The following is a 25,614-nucleotide window of genomic DNA, read 5'->3' as shown; positions in this document are numbered from 1 at the left end:
CGGCCGGCAGCGCCCGCGTGGCGGAGCCCCGGCGGCGGCCGACCCAGAGCCGGAACCGGTCGAGGTACAGGTAGACGACGGGGGTGGTGTAGAGGGTCAGGATCTGGCTCACGATCAGGCCGCCCACGATGGCGATGCCGAGGGGACGGCGCAGCTCGGAGCCCTCGCCGCCGTCGAAGATCAGCGGCAGCGCGCCGAGCAGTGCGGCCAGGGTTGTCATCATGATCGGGCGGAAGCGCAAGAGGCAGGCCTCGCGGATCGACTCCCGCGGGCTTGAGGAGCGGGTGCGCTCGGCGTCGAGCGCGAAGTCGATCATCATGATCGCGTTCTTCTTCACGATGCCGATGAGCAGGATCACGGCGATGAGCGCGATGACACCGAATTCCTCGCCCGCCAGCATCAGGGCCAGGATCGCCCCGATGCCGGCTGACGGCAGGGTGGAGAGGATGGTGAGCGGGTGGACCCAGCTCTCGTACAGGATGCCGAGCACGGCGTAGACCGCGAGCAGGGCCGCCAGGATCAGGAGCGGCTGGCGCGAGGATGAGGATTGGAAGCTCTTCGCCGCGCCGGCGAATTCCCCGTGGATGGTGGCGGGCATCCGCAGGTCGCGCATGTGGGCGTCGATCGCCGCGGTGGCGTCGCTCAGGCTCTTGCCCGGCGCCAGGTTGAACGACAGCGTGGTGGCGACGAACAGGCCCTGGTGGCTGACCTGGACCGGGGTGGAGCCGGTCTCGAAGCTGGCAAACGCCGAGAGCGGCACCATCGTCTCCTTGGCGCTGCTGACCGCGGCGCTCGACGAGGCGCTGGAGCGGCCGGACGAGGCGATGGCGTTGGTGGCGGCGTTGCGGGCCGAGTCGGTGGCGACCGCGGCGGCGCTGGTCGCATCCGTGCTCGCCGTGGCGGCGCTGGCCACCGTGCCGGCGACCGCGTTGGTGGTGGCCGAGCCGCGGGCCCGCGCGCCCGAGGTCGAGACGTAGATCAGCTTCAGCGTCTCGGGATTGTCGAGGTAGCGCGGCGCGATCTCCATCACGACGTGGTACTGGTTCAGCGGGTTGTAGATCGTCGAGACCTGGCGCTGGCCGAAGGCGTCGTAGAGGGTGTTGTCGATCTGGTCCGGGGTCAGGCCGTACCGGAAGGCGGTCGGCCGGTCGATGACGAGGCGCGTCTCCAGGCCGCCCTGCTGCTGGTCCGAGGTCACGTCGGTGAAGGTCGGGTCCTTCTGCAAGGCTTCCAGCAGCTTCGGGGTCCAGGTGTAGAGCTCCTCGCTCGTGTCGCCCTGCAGCGTGTACTGGTACTGCGAGAAGCTCTGGCGCCCGCCGACGGAGAAATCCTGGCGCGGAAACAGGTAGAGCCGGGCGCCGGGAATCGCGGCGAGCTTCGGCCGCAGGCGGGTCATCACCTCGGAGATCGGGTCGCGCTGGCCGAGGGGCTTCAGGCCGACGAACACGTTGGCCGAGTTGGTGCCGCGCCCGCCGGTGAAGCCGACCACGCTCTCCACCGCCGGATCCGCCTGGACGATCGCGGTGGCGCGCCGGAGCTTGGCGCTCATCGCCTGGAACGAGATGCGCTGGTCGGCCTGGATCCCGCCGATCATCTGGCCGGTATCCTGCTGGGGAAAGAACCCCTTCGGCACGATCACGTAGAGGTAGACGTTGAGCACCACCGCGCCGAGCAGCACCAGCATCACGATGACGCCGTGGCGGAGCGCCCAGTCGAGGGTGACGCGGTAGCCCGACAGGAGCCCGTCGAACGCGCCCTCCAGCACCCGCGCCACCGGGCCCGGCCGGGCGCCGTGCGCCTCGGCTTTCAGGAAGCGCGCGCACATCATCGGCGTGGTGGTGAGCGAGACGACGAGGGAGATCAGGATCGCCAGCGACAGCACGACGGCGAATTCCTGGAAGAACCGCCCGATGATGCCCCCGGCGAGCAGGATCGGCAGGAAGACCGCGATCAGCGACAGGCTCATCGACAAGACGGTGAACCCGACCTCGCGGGCGCCGAGCAGCGCCGCCTCGATCCGCGAGCGCCCGTCCTCGATGTGGCGCTGGATGTTCTCCAGGACCACGATCGCGTCGTCGACGACGAAGCCGGCCGCGATGATGAGTGCCATCAGCGAGATGTTGTCGAGGCTGTAGTCGCACAGCCACATGGCGGCGAAGGTGCCCACCAGCGAGATCGGCACCGCCACCGCCGGGATCAGCGTCGCGCGGGCGGAACGCAGGAAGCCGAACACCACCAGGATGACGAGCCCGACCGAGATCAGCAGCGTGCGCTCGGCCTCCGCGAGCGAGGCCCGGATGGTCAGCGAGCGGTCGCCGGTGACGATGAGCTCGGTGTCGCCCGGCAGCGCCGCCTTGAGCTGCGGCAGGGCATCTTTGAGCCGGTCGATCGTCTCGACGACGTTGCCGCCGGGCTGCTTGTAGACGATCAGCAGCACCCCGCGCTGGCCGTTGACGAGGCCGAGGTTGCGCCGGTCCTCGACGCCATCGACCACCTGGCCGACGTCGCGCAGGCGCACGCCAGCGCCGTTGCGGTAGGCGACGACGATGTCCTGGTAGTCGGAGGCCTTGCGGCCCTGGTCGTTGGCGTAGAGCTGGTAGCGCCGCTCGCCGGCCTCGATCGCGCCTTTGGGCGAATTGGCGTTGGCGCTGGCGAGCGCGGCGCGGATGCCCTCGAGCCCGATGCCGTAGTGGAACAGGGCGTTGGGATCGAGCTCGACCCGCACCGCCGGCAGCGACGAGCCGCCGATGTCGACGTTGCCGATCCCTTCCAGCTGCGACAGCTTCTGGGCGAGCACCGTCGCGGCCGAATCGTAGAGCGCGCCGGGGCTCAGCGTCTTCGAGGTGAGGCCGAGGATCAGGATCGGCGCGTCGGCCGGGTTGAACTTGCGGTAGGTCGGGTTGGTGCGGAGCGCGGTGGGCAGGTCGGCCCGCGCGGCGTTGATCGCCGCCTGCACGTCGCGGGCGGCGCCGTTGATGTCCCGGTCGAGCCCGAATTGCAGCACGATCCGGGTCTGCCCGACGGAACTCGTCGAGGTCATCTGGTCGACATCGGCGATCTGGCCGAGCCGCCGTTCGAGCGGCGCGGCCACGGTCGTCGCCATGGTGTCGGGGCTGGCGCCGGGCATCGAGGCCTGGACCAGGATGGTCGGGAAATCGATCTGCGGCAGCGGCGCCACCGGCAGCCGCACGAAGGCGAACAGCCCGGCGAGCAGCACGCCCAGGGTGAGGAGCGTGGTGGCGACCGGGCGCAGGATGAAGGGGGCGGAGAGGTTCACGGGGTTCTCCCACGCGCGCCGGCCTCAACCCTCCCCCCTCTGCGGGGGAGGGTGCCCGGCGGAGCCGGGCGGGAGAGGGGAACCACGCTTCCGGATGAGGCGGAACCGTTCTGACGGGCGCCCCCTGGACCAGCGTCGCGCTGCCCCTCTCCCGGCCCCCTCCGGGGGCCACCCTCCCCCGCGGAGGGGGGAGGGTTCATGCGCGCGCCCGTCGCGACCCTCACGGCACCGCCTCCCCGGGCGCCAGCCCGCTGCTGCGCCGTCCGGAGAGGCGCCGGCCGAGCCGGTCGAAGGCGAGGTAGATCACCGGGGTCGTGTAGAGCGTCAGGATCTGGCTCACGATCAGCCCGCCGGCGATCGACAGGCCGAGCGGCTGGCGCAGCTCCGAGCCGGTGCCGGTCCCGAGGATCAGCGGGATCGCGGCGAAGAGCGCCGCGAAGGTCGTCATCAGGATCGGGCGGAAGCGCAGGATGCAGGCCTCGTAGATCGCGTCCCGCGGAGTCATGCCCTCCTCGCGCTCGGCCTGGAGCGCGAAGTCGATCATCATGATGGCGTTCTTCTTCACGATGCCGATCAGCAGCACGATGCCGATGATGCCGATGATGTCGAGGTCGTGCCCGAACAGCATCAGCCCGGCCAGCGCCCCGATGCCGGCGGACGGCAGCGTGGAGAGGATCGTGATCGGGTGGACGAAGCTCTCGTAGAGGACGCCGAGCACGATGTAGACCGTGACGATGGCGGCGAGCACTAGGAACAGGGTGTTGTCGAGCGAGGCCTGGAAGGCCAGCGCCGAGCCCTGGAAGATCAGCCGGAAGCTGTCGGGCATGCCCATCTCCCGCTCCGCCGCCTTGATCGCCGCGACCGCCGGCCCGAGCGAGGCGCCCGGCGCGAGGTTGAACGAGATCGTGGTGGCCGGGAACTGGCCGAGATGGCTGATGAGGAGCGGCGCGCGGCGCTCGCTCACCTGGGCGATGGCGGTGAGCGGCACCTGCCCGTTCGAGGCCGTGGAGGACGGCAGGTAGATCCGCTGCAGCGACTCGAGCGTCCTGTGCAGCGCGGGATCGGCCTCCAGGATCACCCGGTACTGGTTCGACTGGGTGAAGATCGTCGAGATGATGCGCTGGCCGAAGGCGTCGTAGAGCGCGTTGTCGACGGAGGCCGGGGTGATGCCGTAGCGCCCCGCCGTCGCCCGGTCGATGGTGATGTAGGCAGCGAGCCCGCTCGCCTGCCGGTCGCTCGCCACGTCGGCGAGGTCGGGGATGGCCTTGAGGCGCTCGACCAGGCGCGGGACCCAGGTGTCGAAGGCGTTCGGGTCCGGGTTCTCCAGGATGAACTGGTACTGGGTCGCGCTCACCGCCGTGTCGATGGTGAGGTCCTGGACCGGCTGCATGAACAGGGCGATGCCCGGCACGTCGGCGACCCGGGCGGCGATCCGCCGGATGATCGCGCCGGCATTCTCCGTCCGCTCCTCGCGCGGGCGCAGGTTGATGAGGAAGCGGCCGGAATTGAGCGTCACGTTCTGGCCGTCGACGCCGATGAACGACGACAGGCTGACCACGTCCGGATCCTTCAGGATTTCTTCCGCCAGCCGCTTCTGGCGCTCGGCCATGGCGCCGTAGGAGACGGTCTGGTCGGCCTGGGTGATGCCCTGGATCAACCCGGTATCCTGGACCGGGAAGAAGCCCTTGGGGATCACGATATACAGGTAGACCGTGAGCACGAGGGTGCCGACCGCGACCAGCAGCGTCAGCCACTGGTGGGCGAGCACGCCCCTCAGGGTCCGGCCGTAGAACGCGATGCCGCCCTCCATCAGCCGGCGCCCGGCATTGGAGATCCGCCCGGCGGCGCGGGCCTGCGGGGCCTCGTGGCGCAGGAGCCGCGCGCACAGCATCGGCACCAGCGTCAGCGAAACCACGCCCGAGATGACGATGGTGGCGGCGAGCGTGATGGCGAATTCGTGGAACAGGCGCCCCACCACCTCGCCCATGAACAGGAGCGGGATCAGGACGGCCAGCAGCGACACGGTGAGCGAGATGATGGTGAAGCCGATCTCGCGCGAGCCCTTGAGGGCCGCCTCCATCGGGCTGTCGCCCTCCTCGACGTGGCGGGCGATGTTCTCGATGACGACGATCGCGTCGTCGACCACGAAGCCGGTCGCGATGGTGAGCGCCATCAGGGACAGGTTGTCGAGGGAGAAGCCCCACAGGTCCATCACCGAGAGCGCGCCGACGAGCGAGAGCGGCACCGACAGGCTCGGGATCAGGGTCGCGGGCAGCGAGCGCAGGAACAGGAAGATCACCAGCACCACCAGCGCGATGGCCAGCAGCAGCTCGAACTGCACGTCCTCGACCGAGGCGCGGATCGTCACCGTGCGGTCGGTGAGTGGGGTCACCTGGATCGCGGCCGGCAGCGTCGCCTGGAGCTGGGGCAGCAGCGCCTTGATCCGGTCGACCACCGCGATGACGTTGGCGCCGGGCTGGCGCTGGATGTTGAGGATCACCGCGGGCGTGGTGTCCATCCAGGCGCCGAGCTGGGTGTTCTCGGCCCCCTCCACCACCTCGGCCACCGCCGAGAGCCGCACCGGCGCGCCGTTGCGGTAGGCGATCACCGCGTCGCGGTAGGCGCCTGGATCCCGGATCTGGTCGTTGGCGTTGATGGTGAAGGACTGGGTCGGCCCGTCGATCGAGCCCTTCGGGGTGTTGACGTTGAGGTTGTTGATGGTGGTGCGCAGGTCGTCGATGTTGAGGCCGTAGGCGGCGAGCGCCGAGGCGTTGAACCGCACCCGCACCGCCGGCCGCTGGCCGCCCGCCATCGACACGAGGCCGACGCCCGAGACCTGGCTGATCTTCTGCGCGAGCCGCGTCTCGGCGAGGTCGCGCACCTGGGTCAGCGCCAGGGTCTTGGAGGTGAGCGCGAGCGTCAGGATCGGCGCGTCGGCCGGATTCACCTTGGCGTAGACCGGCGGCGCCGGCAGGTCGCCCGGCAGGAGGTTGCCGGCGGCATTGATGGCGGCCTGAACCTCCTGCGTTGCGATGTCGATGCCGAGATCGAGGTTGAACTGGAGCGTGATGACGGAGGCGCCGGCCGAGGACTGCGACGTCATCTGGTTGAGGTTGGCGAGCTGGCCGAACTGCCGCTCCAGCGGCGCCGTCACCGCCGAGGTCATCACCTCGGGGCTGGCGCCGGGATAGAAGGTCTGGACCTGGATCGTCGGGTAGTCGACCGACGGCAGCGCCGAGAGCGGCAGGTTGAAGTAGGAGATCATGCCGACGAGCAGGATCGCCAGCATCAAGAGCGTGGTCGCGACCGGGCGCAGGATGAATAGGCGGGAGGGGTTCATGCGCCGTATCCCGCTTCACCATGGGTCCAGGAATAAGCGCGGTATCCCCTCTCCCGAGTGGGAGAGGGGTGGGGGCGATCGAAGATCGCGTGAGGGTGGAGACGGTGCCGCAATGACCCTGAACCGTCGAGCTGCGCAGCTCGACGCTCGGCGGCATATCCTGAACCCGAGCCACCCTCGCCCCCGGCCCCTCTGCCACTCGGGAGAGGGGAGGCGCGCCTGTCCTCGATGGCCTGCATCGATCGGGTCACGGGTTCTGGCTCTGCTGCCGACGGCGGTGCGGGCGCTCGCCCTCGGGACGTGGATTCTCCGGCTTCGGCTGCGCCGCACCCTCCCCGTTCGCCGGCTCCGCCGGCTTCGCGGCCTCCGTCTCGGACCCGGCCGCCTTCTCGGGCCGCCCGCCGGTCACCCGCACCTGCGCCCCGTCCTTCAGCCGGTCGGTCCCGTCGACCACCACCCGGTCGCCGACCGCCAGCCCCTTGGTCACCACAGTCCGCACGCCGTCGCTCTCGCCGATCTCGATCGGGCGCACCGCGACCTTGTCCTCGCCCGTCAGGAGATAGACGTAGGTCCCGGGCGTGCCCCGCAGCACGGCGGCCGCCGGCACGAGCGCGGCGTCGCGCACGGTGTCGACGTCGAGGCGCGCGTTGACGAACTGGTTGGGAAACAGCCGGTCGTCCTTGTTGGGAAACAGCGCCCGCAGCTTCACCGTGCCGGTGGTCACGTCGATCTGGTTGTCCACCGTGTCGAGGTTGCCCCGCGCGATCTCCGTCGTGTCCGAGCGGTCGAAGACCCGCACCGGCAGGGTGGCGCCGGCGCGCAGCCGGTCCATCACCCGCGACAGCACGGTCTCGGGCAGGGTGAAGATCACCGAGATCGGATGGAGCTGGGTGACGACGACGATGCCGGTCGAGGCGGCGGTGACGTAGTTGCCCTGGTCGATCTGGCGCAGGCCCACCCGGCCCTCGACCGGCGCGGTGATGCGGCCGTACTGGATGTTGAGCTTCTGCTGGTCGATCTGGGCCTGGTCGGAGGCAACGACGCCCTCGTACTGCTTGACCGTGGCGGCCTGCGTGTCGACGTTCTGCCTTGAGATCGAATCCTGCCGGTTCAGGGTCTGGTAGCGGGTCAGATCGAGGCGGGCGTTCTGCAGCAGCGCCTGGTCGCGCAGGAGCTGGCCCTGGTACTGCGCCAGCAGCGCCTCGTAGGGCCGCACGTCGATCTGGGCCAGGAAGTCGCCGGCCTTGACGGTCTGGCCCTCGCGGAAGCCGATCTGGGTCAGGTAGCCGCTCACCTGCGAGCGGATCGTCACGGTGGCGAGCGGCGTCACGGTGCCGAGCCCCGAGAGCACCACCGGCATGTCGCCCTTCTGGACGGTGGCGATGCCGACCGCCTGCGGCCCCTCCCCGCCCGCGCCGCGGCGCCCGCCGCGCCGGCCGGTGCCGGCCTGCTGCGTCTCGGCCTTTCGGAAGCCGTCGGGAAAATAGGTGCGATAGGCCCAGTAGCCGCCGCCGGAGAGCGCCAGGAGCACCAGGAGCCAGGCCAGCCCGCGGCCGCGCCGGCGGGGGGGCGATGCGACCGCGTCGTCGGTCCGGATGGGAGACAATTCGTTCATCGACCTGGATAACCCGGACTCACGCCAAGATGGACCTTCGAAACCAAGACGGACCTTCGAAACACTGTCGGAGAGCGCGGCCCCCCGGCTCGCGCCCTTCATGTCGTACGGGCAGTCCGGATGGCGCCTGCGGCACGTCGCCTCCGCGGGCGCCGCCCGCCGACGGTCCCGCGCCCGCTCCCCGCCTAGTCCGCACGGCAATGCGTCGCCAGTACGACGACGATGTTGCGTCACGATTGCTGAACGCCAGCCGAGCGTTGCCCCGTCCGACCGCCCTCGAAGGGCCACGATCCCCTCGCTTAACCCCGGCTCGCGGGGCGCGGCACGGCGCCGCCCCGGCCTGTCCACGGTTACCAGAATGCACTTCCTGCACGACCTGCCGATCGCCGACCTGATCTCGCAATACGGGTACTGGGCGATCTTCCTCGTCATCACCCTGGAGAGCGCCGGCGTGCCGATGCCGGGTGAGACCGCCCTGATCTCGGCGGCCGTCTACGCCGGGTCCACCGGCCGGCTGAACATCGGCCTCGTGGTGCTGGCCGCGGCGGCGGCGGCCATCATCGGCGACAATCTCGGCTACTGGGTCGGCCGGCGCTGGGGCATGCCGCTGCTGCTCCGGCACGGATCCAAGATCGCCCTCGACCACCGCCGGCTCAAGCTCGGCCAGTACCTCTTCCGGCGCCACGGCGGCAAGATCGTGTTCTTCGGCCGCTTCACCGCGATGCTGCGCGCCTACGCGGCCCTGCTCGCCGGCGTGAACCAGTTCGACGCCCGCCGCTTCTTCCTGTTCAACGCCGCCGGCGGCATCGCCTGGGCGTCGCTGATGGGCTTCGGCGCCTACTGGGGCGGCCGCTCGATCGAGCACATCGCCGGGCCGGTCGGGCTCGGGCTCCTCGCCTTCGTGGTGTTCGGCGGCATCGCCCTGTGGCTGTTCGTGCGCCGCCACGAGGAGCGGCTGACCCTCGAGGCCGAGCGGGCGATCCCCGGCCCCCTCGTCTGACCCCGCACGTTGCCGCCCGCCCGACCGGGTGGCATGAGGGGCGCCATCCCGTTTCCACCAGCCCCGCGCCCGCGCGGGGCGGCCGCCCGCGGCCCGAACCCGGCACGATGACACAGGCAACCCACCCCTTCGGCACCTACGCGCCCGCCGGGCTCGTGCGCTGGATCCTCTCGCGCACCGAGCGCCTGCCCGACGACAACTGGGGCGCCCGGCGCCTCGCCCTGCTCCTGCGCCGCACCGCCATCCGGCTCCTGCGCGGCCGGCCCCTCGACGTCGAGCGCTACGGCGCGCGGATGCGCCTGCACCCCTACAACAACAACTGCGAGAAGAAGGTGCTCTTCACCCCGCAGTTCTTCGATCCGCTCGAGCGCAAGCTCCTGGCCGGCCGGATCGGGCCGGACTGCGTCTTCCTCGACATCGGGGCGAATGTCGGCGCCTACGCGCTGTTCGTGGCGGTGCTCGCCGGGCCCGGGGCGCGGATCCTGGCGGTGGAGCCCCAGCCCGACATCTTCGACAAGCTCGCCTTCAACATCGCCCAGAACCCGTTCGGCTCGATCAAGGCGGTGGCCTGCGCGGTGGCCGACAAGGCCGGCGACATGACCCTGTTCGTCGACCCCCGCAACCGCGGCGAGTCGAGCCTGAAGGTGGTCGGCACCAACGAGGGCGCGTCGATCCGGGTGCCGGCGGTGCCGCTCCTCGACCTCGTGCGCGGCGAGGGCCTGACCCGCATCGACGCGGTCAAGCTCGACGTCGAGGGCGCCGAGGACCTGATCCTCGAGCCGTTTCTGCGCCAGGCGCCCCCGTCCCTGCTGCCGCGCCTCCTCGTCATCGAGGACGGCACCGATCTGTGGCAGACCGACCTGTCGGCGCTCCTCACGCAGCACGGCTACCGCCGCATCGCCCAGACCCGCCTGAACCTGATCTTCGAGCGGGAGGGGTAGCGGCCCCCGCGCTCCGTCCCGATCCCACGAGGGCCGGCGGCCCGTCCCGATCCCACGAGGGCCGACGGCCCCTCACGATCCCACGAGGGCCGATGGCCCGTCCCGCTCCCCCGACCTCCCGCTCCCCCGACGCCCTCGCCGGGTCGATCGAGCGCGTCACCTTCCACAATGCCGAGAGCGGGTTCTGCGTCCTGAAGGTCAAGGCGCGGGGCCGGCGCGACCTCGTGGCGGTGACCGGGCACGCGCCCGCGGTGGCGGCGGGCGAGTGGGTGACCGCGACCGGCGCCTGGGTCAGCGACCGCGAGCACGGCCTGCAGTTCCGCGCCGACACGCTCGCGGCGACCCCGCCCACCGGCGTCGAGGGCATCGGCCGCTACCTCGCCTCGGGCCAGATGCGCGGCATCGGCCCGGAGATGGCCAAGCGCATCGTCGCGGCCTTCGGGGCCGAGACCTTCGCGGTGATCGAGGAAGCGCCCCAGCGCCTGACCGAGGTCGCCGGCATCGGCCCGACGCGCGCCGCGCGGATCACGGCCGCCTTCGCCGAGCACAAGGCGGTGCGGGAGATCATGGTGTTTCTCCACGCCCACGGCGTCGGTACCGCCCGGGCGGTCAGGATCTACAGGACCTACGGCCGCGAGTCGGTCGCGGTGATGACCGAGGACCCGTACCGGCTCGCCCGCGACGTGCGCGGCATCGGCTTTCGCACCGCCGACGCCATCGCGGGCAGGCTCGGCCTGGCGCCGACGGCGCCCGAGCGCCTGCGCGCCGGCCTCGCCTACGCGCTCCAGGCGGCGATGGACGACGGCCACTGCGCCCTGCCGGTGCCCGACCTCGTCGCCCGCGCCGCCGCGTTGCTGGCGGTCGAGGCGAGCCTGCTCCGCACCGCCCTCGTCGAGGAGATCGGCGGCGAGTCGGTGGTGATGGACACGATTGCCGACGTGCCCCACCTGTTCCTGCGCGGCCTGCACGCGGCCGAATCCGCGATCGCCGAGCGGCTGATCGCCCTCGACGACGCGCCCCTGCCCTGGGACGAGATCGATGCGGGGGCCGCACTCGCGACGGTGGAGGCCGAGACCGGCCGGCCGCTCTCGCCCTCGCAACGGGCGGCGGCCGCGACGCTGCTCAACGCCAAGGTCGCGGTGATGACCGGCGGCCCCGGCGTCGGCAAGACCAGCACGCTCGACGCGCTCCTGCGCATGCTCGACGCGGCGGGGGCCGGGGTGCTGCTCGCCGCCCCCACCGGCCGGGCGGCCAAGCGCATGACCGAGCAGACCGGGCGCGAGGCGAAGACCATCCACCGCCTGCTCGAGATCGACCCGCAGCACGGCGGCTTCCAGAGGAACGAGCATTCCCCCCTCGCCTGCGACCTCCTGGTGCTGGACGAGGCCTCGATGATCGACGTTCCCCTGATGAACGCGCTGACCCGGGCCCTGCCGCGCCACGCCGCGCTCTGGCTCGTCGGCGACGTCGACCAGCTGCCCTCGGTCGGGCCGGGCCGGGTGCTGGCCGACGTGATCGATTCGGGCCGCGTCGCGGTGGCTCGCCTGACCGAGGTCTTCCGCCAGGCCGCCGAGAGCCGGATCGTCACGGGCGCCCACCGGATCAATGCCGGGCAGATGCCGGAGGGCGCCGACACCCCCGACGGCGACTTCTTCGTGGTGAAGATCGACGATCCCGAGGCCGGGGCCGAGACGCTCGTCGAGATCGTCACCCGCCGCATCCCGCGCCGCTTCGGCCTCGATCCGGTCAAGGACGTGCAGGTGCTCTGCCCGATGACCCGCGGGGCGCTCGGCAGCCGCCACCTCAACCAGGCGCTCCAGCGGGTGCTGAACCCGAACCCGACCGTCTCGGTCGAGCGCTTCGGCTGGGTCTTCGCCCCCGGCGACCGGGTGATGGTGGGCCAGAACGACTACGACCGCGAGGTCTTCAACGGCGATCTCGGGGTGGTGCTGCGGGTCGATCCCGAAGAGGAAATCCTGGTCGCGGGCTTCGAGGAGCGCGATGCGGCGTCGCGTGCCGTGGTCCTGCGCGAGGTGGCCTGGCCGTTCGGCGAGCTCGACGCCCTGAGCCCCGCCTACGCCGTCACGATCCACAAGTCGCAGGGCTCGGAATACCCCGCCGTGGTGATCCCGGTGGCGATGCAGCACTACACGATGCTCGCCCGCAACCTGCTCTATACGGGCGTGACCCGGGGCAAGCGGCTGGTGGTGCTGGTGGCGCAACCGAAGGCCGTGGCGACCGCCGTGCGGGGTGGGGTGAAGCCGCGGTTCACCAAGCTGGCGGAGTGGCTGCGCAAGCCGGCGAGAAAGCGAAAATAAGAACCTGTCTGTGATGGGATCTCACAGGATCGACACCCTCCGGGTCATCCCGGGGATCGTCGAAGACGAGAAGCCGGGATCCATAACCTCTGAGAGCCTGTTTGGCTTAAAAATACACAATCGCGAGGGGATTTTCTATCCTGCGCTCCACCTCAGGATGAGATTGCTGGCGGGATAGATTATATCGATCGGTCAAGCAGGCTCCGAGGGTTGAGAAGGAGGCGGACGGCGTTCCGCCTTATCCTGCATCGTCGGCGGCTATGGATCCCGGGTTCCGCTGCGCGGCCCCGGGATGACCCGGAGGGTGTCAAATCTGCGAAGCGCGTCGGATTCGTCCGGGCGGATCGGACGGGCCCGCTAATACCCCTTCTTCACCTCGGCGAGCGCCCGCGTCAGCCCGTCGGCCACCACCTGGCGCTCGGTCGGCGAGGCGTCGCGGGCGACCAGCACCCGCTGGCCGCGTGAGACGAAGGCGAGCGACATGAGGCCGTACTCGTCGTCCTCGACCTTGTGCAGCCGGGTCCAGAGCGGGTTGAAGCGCCACTCGGCCCGCTCGCCGCGATGGCTGACGCGGGCGACCAGCACCTCGATCTGGCTGATCACCACCTCCTCGAAGGAGCGGCCGCGGCGGGCGTTGAGGGTGAGCGCCAGCCAGAGCGCCGCGATGTCGAGGCCGAAGAAGCCGGTGACCGGCCACATCCCCATCTGCAGGAACGCGATCCCCGTCACCAGGGCGACGCCGCCGCAGAACACCATCACGACCCGGAAGCCGAGGCGCGAGAGCGAGCAATGCGGCCGGATGGTCGCAGAATAGACCGGACGCTCGATCGCGTCCGGGTCACGCCCGTAGGGGTGCCGCGTCCTTGCGTCGTCGGGTGCCTTGCCGCTCGCCATGCGCCACATATAAGGCACCCATGACTCGCCGAAAGCAGGCCGCCCCCGACCAAATCACCGCACCCGCCGGGGCGAGGCGCGCCGCGTCGGCGGCCGCCAAGGGAGCTTCCGTCAAGGCAGCCTCCGCCAAGGGAGCTTCCGCCAAGGCGGCGCTCGTCAAACCGCTCACCGCCCGCGCCTCCACGCCGGAGCCGGTCGATGCGGCGACGCTCAGGGAGATCTTCGCCCGCTTGAGCGCCGCCAACCCCGAGCCGCGCTCCGACCTCGAATACCTCAACCCCTACACGCTGCTCGTCGCGGTGGTGCTGTCGGCCCAGGCGACCGACAAGAGCGTGAACATCGCTACCGCGCCGCTCTTCGCTAAAGCCGACAACCCGGCGGCGATGCTGGCGCTCGGCGAGGAGACGGTCCGCCACCACATCCGCACGATCGGGCTGTTCAACACCAAGGCCAAGAACGTCATCGCGCTCTCGCGCATCCTGATCGAGGAGCACGGCGGTGCGGTGCCGCGGGAGCGCGCGCATCTGGAGGTGCTGCCCGGCGTCGGTAAGAAGACCGCCAGCGTGGTGCTCAACGTCGCCTTCGGCGAACCGACCATCGCGGTCGACACCCACATCTTCCGGGTCTCGAACCGGGTGCCGCTCGCGCCCGGCTCGACCACCGACAAGGTGCAGGCCGGGCTGGAGGCGATCGTGCCCGAGCCCTACCGCCTCAACGCCCACCACTGGCTGATCCTGCACGGGCGCTACGTCTGCAAGGCCCGAAAGCCCGAATGCTGGCGCTGCCCGATCGCCGATCTGTGCCGCTTCCCCGACAAGACGCCCGGTACGGGCTGAGAGGTGCCGCGGAGCACGCGTCCGGTCAGGCTGCCTTCGTGTCGAAGACGGCTTCGCTGATGCGGCTCGACGTTGACCGCAACACTTGATCGGCCTCCGGATCGCCTGTATCATCCAGGAAGGTTAGCTTGTCCAAGTCGAACCGTAATCCGAGATCCATCATCTCACCCCGACGGCGAAATCTGACGAGGACGAACCGCGAGTTTTCGTTCCACCATTCGGCGTGGCTGAGGAACACATCGTTGGGAAGGCTTATCCCGAGGGGCGCAGTTCCGAGGATGGCCATCGTCACACCTTTTCAGTATTCATCGTAGCGATGGACGACGCAGGCTTGCGGCACCATACCGGCGATGAGAACTTCGGCGTCTCGGAGACCCCGCACGAGGGCTTCGAGTTCTGTGGTCAGGCGCGGGGACGGCGCGCTCGATCCACCCATTGTTTTAGGCTGGGGCGGCGGCGCCTGCAATCGGGCCCTGTTGCCGATCGGATCCACGACCCCCAACAGGTACGACTGGTCCCCATTGTGTTGATATGAAATATTCGCAAATAGATTATTAACGCTGCGTGCGATCTCGCAGATCGGATCTCGCGCAGATACGTTGTGGGTGTCGTCGATATCGATCTCGTAGACGTAGGCTGGAATGGAGGCCGTCGGCATCGCCCGGCTCGCGTTCACCGCATAGTCTCGCGCCACGCCGTAAGAGCGCGTCAGCGAGATGAACGGAGAAGTGGTCGTGCCGTGTGCGATATGTGCCATAAGAGCACTAACCGAACTGGTCGCCCCCGGGTTGCGTGCGACGATGCCTGTGGTTCTCAAATCCGTGCCGTGAAGATGAGTGCCGACTCCTACGCCTTTGTAAAATCTTGCCATTTTCTCGGTGCCCGGTACTTTGCAAGCTAACGCGACGGTGCCGCCCGACACATGCCAAGCCGACAGCGTCAATTGACCGGACGTTGGATCTTCAGTCAAGCATATGTCGCGCATTATTCTTCGACGCGGATGGAAATTTGTTTTTATATCGGATATGCTAGATGTTGATATTTGCGCAAATAAACAAAATCGCTCATTTTGATATAACAAAGATTGTATTATAGCACATCATGGAGTAATATCAATCATTTATGGCATTTCATAACGGTTTTATATTTAAGATAAGAATAAACGAGCCGTCGAACAGCGCGAAACCGGGCGGGATCCATCGAGAGTTCGGGACTCTTGGGCGTCGCCCGTTCCGTCTGAACCAGACGGCCTCCGGCCTCGATGTGGCGGGCTGGTAGGCGGCGTGGGGGTACCCGCTTCCCTCCCGGCCGGGATCTGGTATCCTGGCGCTATGTCCCTGCCCCTCCCCCTCGCACGGCTGCTGGCCGCGGTGATCGTGACGATCGCCGCGTGCGTCAGCGCGTCCGTGGTCGGGGCGTCGGCGGCGCAGGCCCATCAGGGCCATGCGCATCAGGGTCACGCCCACCACGACAGGTCCCTGGACGCGCCCGCCCCGACGGCGCTGACGCTCGCCGAGGCGCGCGTCGCCGCGCAGGGGCCGCGCCTGACCGCCGTCGACCCGGACGCGACGCCGGTCGCCCGGCCCTGCAACGGGCTGTGCTGCCTGATGGGCGCGTCCTGCTGCGTGCCGGGCCTGCTGCCCGACGCCCTGGCGGCCTTCCCGGCCCCCACCCCGGCCCGCCGGCTCACGGCCGCCGCGGAGGCGGTGCCGCCCGGCATCGTGCCGGATTCCCCCGCACGTCCCCCTCGATCCTTCGCCTGACGCCCGCGTTCCGCGCCGGCACGCCGCCCTGACGGGTGGATGCTCCCGCGGGCGCCCCTCGACGTCCGTTCGCGAAGGTTCATCCCCCCATGGTTCCGTTCCGGTTGCCGGCCGCGCCGCGCGCGCTGGCCGCGGCGCTCGCCCTGCTGGCGCTGCCGTTCCTCCTCACCGTCGCCCGCGCCCACGAGGGCCACGACCACGGCGCCCCGCAGGCGCCGGTCTCGAAGACCATCGCGCCGCGCGGCGAGGCGGCGTCCGCCGTCTTCGAGCTGGTGGCGATCCCCCGAGGCGACGTCCTGGTGCTCTGGCTCGACCGCTTCGCGACGGGCGAGCCGATCACCGATGCCACCCTGGAGGTCGAGACGCCGGCCGGCCCCGCCACGGCCGAGGCCGCCGCGGACGGCAGCTACCGCCTCTCCGCGCCCTGGCTGGCCACGCGCGACCCGGGCCAGGACCATCTCGACCTCGTCGTCACGGTGACGGCCGGCACCGATGTCGACGTGCTGTCGCTGGCGGTGGCCCTGGCCCCGGCCGAGGGCGGCAAGGCCGCCGCGCCGGCGCCGGCCGGGCACCCGGCTCACGCCGGGCACGACGACGAAGGCTGGGTCCAGGCGCTCGGGGAGCGCCTGACCGAAAAACTCGCCGCCCGCGATCCGGGCGCCGGCCTCTTCGCGGCCGGCGGCTTCGTGCTCGGGCTCGCCGCCATGGCGCTGATGCGGGCCGGGCGCCGGGCGCCGGTCCTCGCCGTGCTGGTGCTGGCCGCCACCCTGGTGCTCGGCGCCACCGCCTTCGCGCATGACGGGGACCATCCCGAGACCCGGACGGCGCTCGTCCCGCCGGCCGCCGACCTCGCCCAGCGCCTCGCCGACGGCGCGGTGTTCGTGCCCAAGCCCACCCAGCGCCTGCTCTCCCTGCGCACCCAGGTCGCGGCCGAGGGTGCGTTCCGCCGCACCATCGCCCTCCCCGGCCGGATCATCCCGGACCCGAACGCCAGCGGCGTGGTGCAGTCCTCGGTCGGCGGGCGCCTGGCGCCGCCGCCATCGGGCACCTTCCCGCGGCTCGGCACCAGGGTCCGCACGGGCGAGGTGCTGGCGCTGGTCACCCCGCCGGTGCAGCGGGTCGATTTGTCGGACATGCGCCAGCGCCAGGGCGAGCTCGACCAGCAGATCGCCATCGTGCAGCGCCGGGTCGAGCGCTACCTCAAGCTCAGCCCTGGCGGCGCGGTCTCGCAGGTCCAGCTTGACGAGGCGCAGGACGAGCTGAAGGGCCTCAAGGACCGCCGTACCGCCCTCGACCGCATCCGCCAGGAGCCCGAGGTGCTGGTCGCTCCCGTGGGCGGCGTGATCGCCGAGGCCGCGGCGGTCGCCGGCCAGATGGCCGCGCCCGGCCAGATGGTGTTCCAGATCGTCGATCCGCAGCGGCTCTGGGTCGAGGCGCTGAGCTTCGACGCCCTGACGCCCGCGGCGGATGCCACCGCGCGGATGGCCGACGGGCGGACCCTGCCGCTCGCCTACCAGGGCGCGGGGCTCGCCGACCGCAACCAGGCGATCCCCGTGCAATTCGCGATCGAAGGCGGCTCGCAGGGCCTGCGGGTCGGCCAGTTCGTCACCGTGCTGGCCGCCACCGACGCCGAGCGGCACGGCCTCGCCCTGCCGCGGGCGAGCGTGGTGCGCACCGCCAACGGCCAGGACGTGGTCTACGCCCATAGTGCCGCCGAGCGCTACGAGGCGAAGCCGGTGCGCATCGCGCCCCTCGACGGCACCCGGGTCCTGGTCGAGGCCGGAATCGTGCCCGGTACCCGCGTGGTGGTCCAGGGCGCCGAGCTCCTGGACCAGGTCCGGTAAGGGGGACGCGGCACATGTTCTCGTTCCTCGTCACGCAGTCCCTGCGCAACCGCCTGCTCGTCCTGGCGCTGGCCCTCGTGCTGGTGCTCTACGGGGCCTTCAGCCTCACGCGGCTCCCGGTCGACGTCTTTCCCGACCTCAACCGGCCGACCGTCACCATCATGGTCGAGGCCGAGGGCTACGCGCCCCCGGAGGTCGAGCAGATGGTGACCTATCCGATCGAGACCCGGCTCAACGGGCTGCCCGGGGTGACGCGGGTGCGCTCGGTCTCCGGCGTCGGCCTCGCGGTGGTCTACGTCGAGTTCGCCTGGGGCACCGACATCTATCGCAACCGCCAGCAGGTCGCCGAGCGGCTGGCCCTGGTCCAGGACCAGCTGCCCCGCGGGGTCACGCCCCAGATGGGCCCGGTCTCCTCGATCATGGGCCAGGTGCTGCTGATCGCGGTCACGGGCGAATCGGTGACCCCGATGGCGCTGCGCGAGACCGCCGATTTCGTGCTCCGTCCCCGCCTCCTCACCGTGCCGGGCGTGGCGCAGGTGATCCCGATCGGCGGCGAGGTGCGCCAGTTCCGCGTCGCCCCGAACCCGGCGGCGATGCGGGCGCTCGGGCTCACCAACGCCCAGCTCGATGCGGCGCTCCAGCAATTCGGCACCAATGCCGGCGGCGGCTTCACCGACCAGTATTCGCGCGAGTACCTGATCCGGAACATCGGCCGCACGATGAGCCTGGAGGACCTGGGCGACCTCGTGGTGGGTGCTGCCGGCAACGCCCCGGTGCGCCTGCGCCAGGTGGCCGACGTCTCCTTCGCGGCGAAGGCCAAGCGCGGCGAGGGCGGCTACCAGGGCAAGCCGGCGGTCATCGTCTCGGTCGAGAAGCAGCCCGACGTCGACACCGTGGCGCTGACCCGCACCGTCGAGGCGGCGTTGAAGGACCTCGCCCCCTCGCTGCCCGCCGGCATCTCGGCCGACAAGATCCTGTTTCGCCAGGCCGACTTCATCGAGACCTCGATCGGCAACGTCGAGCGGGTGCTGGTCGAGGCGATCGCCGTCGTGGCGCTGGTGCTGTTCGCGTTCCTGCTGAACGTCCGCACCACCCTGATCTCGCTCACCGCGATTCCCGTCTCGATCCTGACGACGGCGCTCGTGTTCCACCTCCTCGGGCTGTCGATCAACACGATGACGCTGGGCGGGCTCGCCATCGCGATCGGCGAACTCGTCGACGACGCGGTGGTCGACGTCGAGAACATCTTTCGGCGCCTGCGCGAGAACCGGGCCGCCGGCAACCCGCGCTCGGTCTTCGCGGTGGTGGTCGCGGCCTCGAACGAGGTGCGGTCCGGCATCGTCTACGCCACGGCGATCATCGTGCTGGTCTTCGTGCCGCTCTTTGCCCTCTCGGGCATCGAGGGGCGGCTCTTCGCGCCGCTGGGACAGGCCTACATCGTGTCGATCCTGGCGAGCCTCGTCGTCTCGATCACCCTGACGCCGGTCCTCGCCTCCTGGCTGCTGCCGGGCCTCAAGAGCATGGAGGAGCACGAGAGCCGCTTCATCCGGGCGCTCAAGCGCCTCAACGCGGCGGCCTTGGAGGTGGTGTTTCGCCACCAGCGCCTGCTCGTCGGCACCGTCGCGGGCCTCGTCGTGGCGGCAGGGCTCGCCGCCTCGCAGCTGCCGCGGGCCTTCCTGCCGCCGTTCAACGAGGGCTCGTTCACCGTCACCATGGCGTTCACGCCGGGCATCTCGCTCACCGAGAGCAGCCGGGTCGGAGCGATCGCCGAGCGGCTGCTGATGGAGATCCCGGAGGTCGCGGCGGTCGGCCGGCGCACCGGCCGGGCCGAGCTCGACGAGCATGCCGAGGGCGTCCATTCCTCGGACCTCGAAGTGGCGTTGAAGGGCGGCGGCCGGCCGAAGGCCGAGCTGGTGGCGGAGATCCGACAGCGGCTGGCGGTGCTGCCGGTCTCGGTCAATGTCGGCCAGCCGATCTCGCACCGGCTCGACCACATGCTGTCCGGCGTCCGGGCCGAGATCGCCCTGAAGATCTTCGGCGAGGACCTGGATTCCCTAAGGCGCGTCGCGGCCTCGCTGCAGGAGCGGATGCGGGCGATTCCCGGCCTCGCCGACCTGCAGATCGAGAAGCAGACCCGGATTCCGCAGCTCGAGATCCGGGTCGATTACGGCCGGGCGGCGCTCTACGGGGTGCAGCCGGCGGCCTTGGTCGAGCAGATCAGCCGGCTCTCCAACGGCCGCCTGGTCTCGACGGTGGTCGACGGCTATCGCCGGTTCGACGTGGTCATCCGCCTGCCCGAGACGCAGCGCACCACCGCGACCTTGAGCGACCTCCTGGTCGAGACGCCGTCCGGCTGGGTGCCGGCGCGCCAGGTCGCCGACATCCGCGAGACCGACGGCCCGAACCAGATCCTGCGCGAGAACGGCCGCCGGCGCCTCGTCGTGATGGCGAACACCGTGCCCGGGTCCGACATGGCCGACATCGTGCCGGCGATCCGCAAGGCCGTGGCCGCTGAGACCCTGCCGCCGGGGGTGTTCACCAGCCTGGAGGGCACCTTCCAGGCCCAGGAGGAGGCGAGCCGCACCATCGGGGCCCTGTCGCTGGTCTCGCTGGGGCTGATCTTCGCGCTGCTCTACAGCCGCTACCGCTCGGCCGCGCTGGCGCTGATCATCCTCGGCAGCGTGCCGTTGGCGCTGGTCGGGTCGGTGGCGGCCCTATGGCTCGCCGACCAGCCGCTCTCGGTCGCCTCGATGATCGGCTTCATCACGCTCACCGGCATCGCGGCCCGCAACGGCATCCTCAAGGTCAGCCACACCCTGAACCTGGCGCTGCACGAGGGCGTGCCGTTCGGCCCCGGCCTCGTGGTGCGCGCGAGCCTGGAGCGACTGACCCCGGTGCTGATGACCGCGCTCTCGGCCGGCGTCGCCCTGGTACCGCTCCTCACCGACGCGGCGAGCCCCGGCAAGGAGATCCTGCATCCGGTCGCGGTGACGATCTTCGGCGGGCTCGTCAGCGCCACCCTCCTCGACGCGCTGCTGACGCCGGTGCTGATCCTGCGCTTCGGCCGCCGCCCGCTGGAGCGCCTGATGGCGGCGCGCGATGCCACGCCGGCGCACGCGCCGGCGGGCGCCGCGCCGGCCGACCTCTACTGATTCCCCCTATACGGAGAGAGACACGATGCTGATCCGCCGATTCCTCACCGCCGGCACCCTGGCCGTCGCCCTGCCCTTCTGCGCCCACCACGCCTGCGCCCACGAGGGAACCGGCCATAACGGCGGGCGCATCGCCGATGCGGGCCCCTATCACATCGAGCTCGTGACCAGGGACCGGCGGGTCGAGGTCACGATCTACGACGCGAAGGAGAAGGCGGTGGCCCCGGCCGGCTTCAAGGGCACGGCGATCCTGGTGGTCGGCGGCAAGCCCGCCCGCGTCGTCCTGGCCCCGTCCGGGGCCGGCCTCGCCGGCGAGGCCGAGGTGGCGCTCGGCGCGAGCCCGAAGGGCGTCGTCCAGATCACCGGGCCGGACGGCGCGGCGGCGAGCGGCAAGTTCAACTGACGCGCCTGCCCGGCCCGGGCCGGGTCTTGTCGCGCCCTCGGCCTGAGGGTGGGGCGAGACGGCGGGAGCGGATCAGGCAGGATCTGAGCCGGAAGGCTTGTTCCGCGAGGGAAGAGGCATGATCGATGCCCTCTGCGTCGGCGGTCCCTCTACAAGGTGACGCCAGCGCGCCGGACTGCCGCGGCGGCGGCGTGCAGGCTCGCGCGCAGTCACGCCGCCTTGCGCTGCACCTGCGACGACACGAGGTCCCGCAGCGAGCGGATCGTGGAGAAGACGTCGCGGTTCAAGAGGTCTTCCGGGAACTCGACTTCGAAATGTTCTTCCAGGTCCATCATCACCTGGACCGCCCCGAACGAATCGAGGCCGTTGTCGAACAGGTCGTCGTCCTCGGAGAGACGGTCGAGGGTGATCCCGAGGGTGCCGTGGCGCGCCAGAATCGTCCGTATGTCCTGCGCAGAAACCATGACCGGTCCTCATCGACTGGTGCGGCAGACTAGAGAGTTACAGTTCGGAAATCAAATCCCTTATATCGATCTGGTTAAGCCGTTTCACGGGGCGGATGATCTCGCCGTCGGCACCGATCCTGCGGGTCCGGCGCGATGCCCCGTACCCGGATTCCCGGAATCGGTCGGGGTCGTGCGGAAACGGGACGGATGGCGGGCGATGCGCGGGCGTGACGGCTCAGATCGGTTCGAGGCGCTGGACGGGGTGCGGGGCGTCTGCGCGCTCGGCGTGGCGTTCTTCCACATGCCGCTCGCCCACCCGCTGCAGGGGCAGGCCTGGTTCCCGAACCTGCAAGCCTGCGTCGACATCTTCTTCGTGCTGTCGGGCTTCGTGCTGCTGCACGCCTACGGCGACCGTCTGGCGACGGGCCGCCAGGTGTGGCGCCACAGGCTGCTGCGCTTCGGGCTGCTGCGCTTCGGCCGGCTCTGGCCGCTGCACGCCGCGACGCTCGCCCTGATGGTCGCGCTCGAGGGCGCGCGCCACGTCTACCTCTCGCACCATGCCGGCCTGCCGGTGGCGACGCCGCCCTTCGGGGCCGGGCACCGGCCGGTCGAGATCCTGACCCACCTGGCCTTCCTGCACAACTTCCGCACCTTCGGCGATTACAGCTGGAACTTCCCGTCCTGGAGCATCGCGGTCGAGTTCTACGCCTCGCTGCTCCTCGCCCTGACCGTGATGGCGGCCGGACCGAGGGCGCGTCTCGTCTTCGCGGCCCTGGCGGGCGCGAGCGCGCTGGCGCTGTGGTGGCTGAGCCCGCGCACGCTGTTCGTGATCCAGAACTGGGGCATCGTGCGCTGCCTGTTCGACATGTTCCTCGGCTGCTTCGCCTACACCCTGCGCGACGCCGTCCGGCTCCCCCGCCCCGCCGCTACGGCGGCCGAGACGGGGGCCGTCCTCGCCGTGGCGCTCCTCGTGGCGACGATGCCGGCCGGCCCCCTCGCCTACGGGGCGAGCCTCGTCTTCGCCGCTTCCATCGCGCTGTTCTCGCACCAGCGCGGCGCGGTGTCGGGCCTCGCCCGCGCCGGGCTGCCCCAGCGCCTCGGCCTGTGGTCGTTCTCGGTCTACCTGCTGCACGTCCCGCTGATCCAGGTCTTCACCACCGCGATGCACGCCCTCGAGGCGCGCACCGGCCTGCCCCGGACGGTCGTCATCGGGCACGACCGCTACCTCGATTTCGGATCCGGGGCGGCGAACCTCGCGGTCGCGGCCGGCCTCGTCGCCGCCACGGTCCCGCTCGCGGCCCTGGCCCACCGCCTGATCGAGCGCCCGGCCCTCGCCTGGTTCCGGCGCAACGACGCGCGCCTCGCCGAGGCCGGGCCCGTGGGGCGCCTCGCGGCGGGGGCGCCCGCGGCGCTGACGCCCTGACCGCCGGGATGTCTCAGATTGGCATGGTCCGGGCGCCGGATCGGCGGCCGGATCGGTAACCGAACCGCGACTAAGTTGTCTGCCACACACCACCGGGTGCGAGGCGGTCGAAGAAGGCCTCTTCGCCGGTGGATGGCCGGGGCGGGTCGGTGTTTGGCCGGTCATGGGCAAGATATCGTCGATCCGGACATGCGCGGGATCGGATCGTTCCGATCCGGCATCGGGATCAAACGAGGTCTCGACCGGTCCTGAAGTGATCGGGTCCGGCCTTTGATTCGGCGGGATCTCGGCAAGTGGGATCTCGGCAAGTGGGGGCGGCGGCGATCGTCGCCCCGAGACGGAAACCGGTGTCGCGCGTCGCGGAGCCATCGATCGGACATCGCATGAGCCAGGGCTACGAGATGGCGACGGCAGAGCCCGCCGCGGCGCTCCCCCGCCGGACCGGCGGCACCCTCGCGGACCTGTGGGGCTCGGCGCGCCGGCGCGCGCTGTGGATCGTCGCGGGCGCCTGCGCGATGGGACTGCTCGGCGGCCTCTTCGCCCTGCGCCAGGTGCCGACCTACCGCGCCACCGTCGAGCTGCTGATCGACCCGCAGGCCCTCCAGATCGTCGGGCGCGGCCTGTCGCGCCAGGACGCCCCGGCCCAGCTCGATTTCGCCAACCTCGAGAGCCAGTCCCTGATCCTGCTCTCGACCAAGCTCCTCGACGCGGTCGTGGCGCAGCTCGACCTCGACCACGATCCGGTCCTCACCCGCGGGGCGCCCCCCGGCGCCGATCCGGCGGTCGTGGCGCTGGAGGCGCTGCGCAAGCGCATCGTGGTGCGCCGGGTCGAGAACTCGTTCAATTTCCAGCTCACCGTCGGCTACCCGGATGCCCGGCGCGCCGCCGAGATCGCCAACACCATCGCGGCGCAGTTCTTCGAGATCGGCGCCCGCGACCGGGTCTCGGCGGTGCGCCGGGCCAACGAGGGGCTGCTGACCCAGGCCGCCGACCTGCGCCTGCAGCTCAACCGGGCCGACGTGGCGGTGGAGCGCTACCGGGCCGAGAAGGGCCTGATCGCCTCGGGCGATGCCGGCCTCCTGGTCTCGCAGCAGCTCAAGGACCTCTACACCCAGATCACCGCCGCCGAGACCAACCTCGCCCGGCTCTCGGCCCGGCGCGAGGTGGTGCGCCAGCTGCGCACCCCCGACGGGCAGGGCCAGGCGGTGCCGGAATCCGACACCTCCCAGGTCATGGTGTCCCTGCGCACCCAGTACGCCCAGAACCTCCAGGAGATCGCCCAGCTCTCCCGCAGCCTCGGGCCGAACCACCCGCAGATGATCGCGCTGTCGGCCCAGCGCGCCGCCACCGCCCGGCTGATCGCGGCCGAGGCCGACCGGATCCGCCGCACCATCGAGGAGGACCTGCGCCGCGGCGAGGAATCGCTGCGCCAGCTGCGCGCCCGGGCCGAGCGGCTGATCCAGACCCAGACCAGCAGCAACCAGGAGGGCATCCGCCTGCGCCAGCTCGAGAGCGAGGCGGAGGCGATCCGGCGCACCTACAACCTCGTCCTCGACCGGACGAAGGACCTCGAGCAGCAGCAATCGATCAACCCGAGCAACTCGCAGATCGTCTCGCGCGCCACCGTGCCGCTCAAGCCCTCGGACACGCCGGCCCCGATCGTCGTGGTGGCGGCCGGCCTGTTCGGGGCGGTCCTCGGGCTGATCCTCGGCTTCCTGTACGACCTGTGGCGCGGCAACATCACGACGGTCGCGGCCCTCGGCGCCGCCGGGGCGCCGGTCTGGGCCCGGCTGGCGCGGCCGGGCCGGGCCGGCCGGGGGGCCAGCGCCGAGGAGGCCCTCGTCACCGCCGCCCGCGAGCTGCGCACGCGGCTGTCCGGCCGGGCTCAGGCGGTCGTCGTCACGGTGGTGTCAGAGGGGCTCGGCCCCGAGCGCCTGCACGCGGCCGAGGTGCTCACCGACCTCCTGCTCCGCCTCGGCGAGCCGGCCCTGCTGGTGCCCGAGCAGGCCCATGCCCGCCTCGGCTTCGGCGACGGCCCCTCCGGCGACGCGCCGGTGCGCGGCCGGCTCGCCGTGCTCGATCCCGCTCGCGGGGTCGAGCGGATGACCCGGCCGGAGATCATCGTGGCCGAGCGGGACGTCGGCCACGGCGACGGCTGGCTGTCGATCCCCGAGACCTCCGACGCGATCCTCCTCGTCGTCGCCCCCGGCCGGATGACGCGGAGCCGCCTCGAGCGCCTGCTCGCCACCCTCGACGGCGCCGGCCGCTTCCGGGCGCAGGGGCTCCTCGGCCTCGTCGCGGTCGAGGCGCGGCGGCGTCCCGCCGCGCTCCGCCGGGCGCCGGCGCTGCCCGGCCTCCAGCC

17 protein-coding genes are annotated in these 25,614 nt (G+C 70.8%); 10 read left to right on the top strand and 7 right to left on the bottom strand.

The features are described 5' to 3' along the window. The 3 genes from HPY23_RS07840 to HPY23_RS07830 form a co-directional block, all read right to left on the bottom strand. Window positions 1-3,277, bottom strand: a 3,277-nt coding sequence (locus tag HPY23_RS07840; protein ID WP_200649589.1) for an efflux RND transporter permease subunit, incomplete at its 3' end; no start/stop codon positions are given. Between the two features lie 220 nt (window positions 3,278-3,497). Next, window positions 3,498-6,617: an MdtB/MuxB family multidrug efflux RND transporter permease subunit gene (locus tag HPY23_RS07835; protein ID WP_091882266.1), complete on the bottom strand. Its 3,120-nt coding sequence runs from the start codon at window positions 6,615-6,617 to the stop codon at window positions 3,498-3,500. Between the two features lie 247 nt (window positions 6,618-6,864). Continuing rightward, window positions 6,865-8,232 carry an MdtA/MuxA family multidrug efflux RND transporter periplasmic adaptor subunit gene (locus tag HPY23_RS07830; protein WP_091882262.1) on the bottom strand — a complete coding sequence of 456 codons (1,368 nt, stop codon included), beginning with the start codon at window positions 8,230-8,232 and terminating at the stop codon, window positions 6,865-6,867. 358 nt (window positions 8,233-8,590) lie between these two features. Here HPY23_RS07830 and HPY23_RS07825 point away from each other — a divergent pair, with 358 nt between their 5' ends. The 3 genes from HPY23_RS07825 (at window position 8,591) to recD2 (ending at window position 12,491) form a co-directional block, all read left to right on the top strand. Further along, entirely contained in the window at window positions 8,591-9,232 is a 642-nt protein-coding gene (locus HPY23_RS07825) for a DedA family protein (protein ID WP_091882259.1), read from the top strand. A 107-nt stretch (window positions 9,233-9,339) separates the two neighbouring features. Further along, complete coding sequence (locus tag HPY23_RS07820) at window positions 9,340-10,173, top strand: FkbM family methyltransferase (RefSeq protein WP_091882256.1); 834 nt, start codon at window positions 9,340-9,342, stop codon at window positions 10,171-10,173. A gap of 92 nt (window positions 10,174-10,265) precedes the next feature. Continuing rightward, window positions 10,266-12,491, top strand: coding sequence for an SF1B family DNA helicase RecD2 (recD2, locus tag HPY23_RS07815; protein ID WP_091882253.1), 2,226 nt, complete (start codon window positions 10,266-10,268; stop codon window positions 12,489-12,491). A gap of 357 nt (window positions 12,492-12,848) precedes the next feature. Here recD2 and HPY23_RS07810 read toward each other — a convergent pair whose 3' ends face one another. Beyond that, entirely contained in the window at window positions 12,849-13,385 is a 537-nt protein-coding gene (locus HPY23_RS07810; RefSeq protein ID WP_060849470.1) for a DUF2244 domain-containing protein, read from the bottom strand. A gap of 20 nt (window positions 13,386-13,405) precedes the next feature. Here HPY23_RS07810 and nth point away from each other — a divergent pair, with 20 nt between their 5' ends. Beyond that, on the top strand, window positions 13,406-14,221 hold the full coding sequence (gene nth, locus HPY23_RS07805; RefSeq protein ID WP_091882250.1) for an endonuclease III: 816 nt from the start codon (window positions 13,406-13,408) through the stop codon (window positions 14,219-14,221). Between the two features lie 25 nt (window positions 14,222-14,246). On the opposite strand, the gene HPY23_RS07800 is transcribed toward nth, so the two are convergent. Next, window positions 14,247-14,507, bottom strand: coding sequence for a hypothetical protein (locus tag HPY23_RS07800; protein ID WP_139234870.1), 261 nt, complete (start codon window positions 14,505-14,507; stop codon window positions 14,247-14,249). 12 nt (window positions 14,508-14,519) lie between these two features. Beyond that, window positions 14,520-15,191: a hypothetical protein gene (locus tag HPY23_RS07795; RefSeq protein ID WP_139234869.1), complete on the bottom strand. Its 672-nt coding sequence runs from the start codon at window positions 15,189-15,191 to the stop codon at window positions 14,520-14,522. Window positions 15,192-15,552: 361 nt separating this feature from the next. Between HPY23_RS07795 and HPY23_RS07790 the strand changes: the two genes are divergently transcribed. The 4 genes from HPY23_RS07790 to HPY23_RS07775 all read left to right on the top strand — a co-directional run bounded on the left by HPY23_RS07790 (window position 15,553) and on the right by HPY23_RS07775 (window position 21,383). Next, on the top strand, window positions 15,553-15,984 hold the full coding sequence (locus HPY23_RS07790) for a hypothetical protein (protein WP_091882244.1): 432 nt from the start codon (window positions 15,553-15,555) through the stop codon (window positions 15,982-15,984). An 89-nt stretch (window positions 15,985-16,073) separates the two neighbouring features. Then, window positions 16,074-17,828: an efflux RND transporter periplasmic adaptor subunit gene (locus tag HPY23_RS07785; RefSeq protein ID WP_091882241.1), complete on the top strand. Its 1,755-nt coding sequence runs from the start codon at window positions 16,074-16,076 to the stop codon at window positions 17,826-17,828. 14 nt (window positions 17,829-17,842) lie between these two features. Beyond that, window positions 17,843-20,980 carry an efflux RND transporter permease subunit gene (locus tag HPY23_RS07780; RefSeq protein WP_091882238.1) on the top strand — a complete coding sequence of 1,046 codons (3,138 nt, stop codon included), beginning with the start codon at window positions 17,843-17,845 and terminating at the stop codon, window positions 20,978-20,980. 25 nt (window positions 20,981-21,005) lie between these two features. After that, complete coding sequence (locus HPY23_RS07775; RefSeq protein ID WP_236012545.1) at window positions 21,006-21,383, top strand: hypothetical protein; 378 nt, start codon at window positions 21,006-21,008, stop codon at window positions 21,381-21,383. Between the two features lie 209 nt (window positions 21,384-21,592). Here HPY23_RS07775 and HPY23_RS07770 read toward each other — a convergent pair whose 3' ends face one another. Continuing rightward, window positions 21,593-21,847, bottom strand: coding sequence for an acyl carrier protein (locus tag HPY23_RS07770; RefSeq protein WP_060847885.1), 255 nt, complete (start codon window positions 21,845-21,847; stop codon window positions 21,593-21,595). A gap of 199 nt (window positions 21,848-22,046) precedes the next feature. Here HPY23_RS07770 and HPY23_RS07765 point away from each other — a divergent pair, with 199 nt between their 5' ends. Further along, window positions 22,047-23,252, top strand: coding sequence for an acyltransferase family protein (locus HPY23_RS07765; protein ID WP_175539851.1), 1,206 nt, complete (start codon window positions 22,047-22,049; stop codon window positions 23,250-23,252). A 383-nt stretch (window positions 23,253-23,635) separates the two neighbouring features. After that, window positions 23,636-25,614 (top strand): GumC family protein (locus HPY23_RS07760; RefSeq protein WP_200601602.1); only part of this gene is annotated, 1,979 nt, incomplete at its 3' end.

The organism is Methylobacterium ajmalii (genome assembly GCF_016613415.1).
Classification (GTDB): Bacteria; Pseudomonadota; Alphaproteobacteria; order Rhizobiales; family Beijerinckiaceae; genus Methylobacterium; species Methylobacterium ajmalii.
Note: the sequence above shows the minus strand (reverse complement) of the source record. Positions and strands in the feature narration are given on the sequence as shown.

Excerpts from the sequence above, each read along its gene's own strand:
- HPY23_RS07835 (WP_091882266.1), bottom strand. The coding sequence starts at position 6,617 with ATGAACCCCTCCCGCCTATTCATCCTGCGCCCGGTCGCGACCACGCTC.
- HPY23_RS07830 (WP_091882262.1), bottom strand. The coding sequence starts at position 8,232 with ATGAACGAATTGTCTCCCATCCGGACCGACGACGCGGTCGCATCGCCC.
- HPY23_RS07825 (WP_091882259.1), top strand. The coding sequence starts at position 8,591 with ATGCACTTCCTGCACGACCTGCCGATCGCCGACCTGATCTCGCAATAC.
- HPY23_RS07820 (WP_091882256.1), top strand. The coding sequence starts at position 9,340 with ATGACACAGGCAACCCACCCCTTCGGCACCTACGCGCCCGCCGGGCTC.
- recD2 (WP_091882253.1), top strand. The coding sequence starts at position 10,266 with ATGGCCCGTCCCGCTCCCCCGACCTCCCGCTCCCCCGACGCCCTCGCC.
- HPY23_RS07810 (WP_060849470.1), bottom strand. The coding sequence starts at position 13,385 with ATGGCGAGCGGCAAGGCACCCGACGACGCAAGGACGCGGCACCCCTAC.
- nth (WP_091882250.1), top strand. The coding sequence starts at position 13,406 with ATGACTCGCCGAAAGCAGGCCGCCCCCGACCAAATCACCGCACCCGCC.
- HPY23_RS07800 (WP_139234870.1), bottom strand. The coding sequence starts at position 14,507 with ATGGCCATCCTCGGAACTGCGCCCCTCGGGATAAGCCTTCCCAACGAT.
- HPY23_RS07790 (WP_091882244.1), top strand. The coding sequence starts at position 15,553 with ATGTCCCTGCCCCTCCCCCTCGCACGGCTGCTGGCCGCGGTGATCGTG.
- HPY23_RS07785 (WP_091882241.1), top strand. The coding sequence starts at position 16,074 with ATGGTTCCGTTCCGGTTGCCGGCCGCGCCGCGCGCGCTGGCCGCGGCG.
- HPY23_RS07780 (WP_091882238.1), top strand. The coding sequence starts at position 17,843 with ATGTTCTCGTTCCTCGTCACGCAGTCCCTGCGCAACCGCCTGCTCGTC.
- HPY23_RS07775 (WP_236012545.1), top strand. The coding sequence starts at position 21,006 with ATGCTGATCCGCCGATTCCTCACCGCCGGCACCCTGGCCGTCGCCCTG.
- HPY23_RS07770 (WP_060847885.1), bottom strand. The coding sequence starts at position 21,847 with ATGGTTTCTGCGCAGGACATACGGACGATTCTGGCGCGCCACGGCACC.
- HPY23_RS07765 (WP_175539851.1), top strand. The coding sequence starts at position 22,047 with ATGCGCGGGCGTGACGGCTCAGATCGGTTCGAGGCGCTGGACGGGGTG.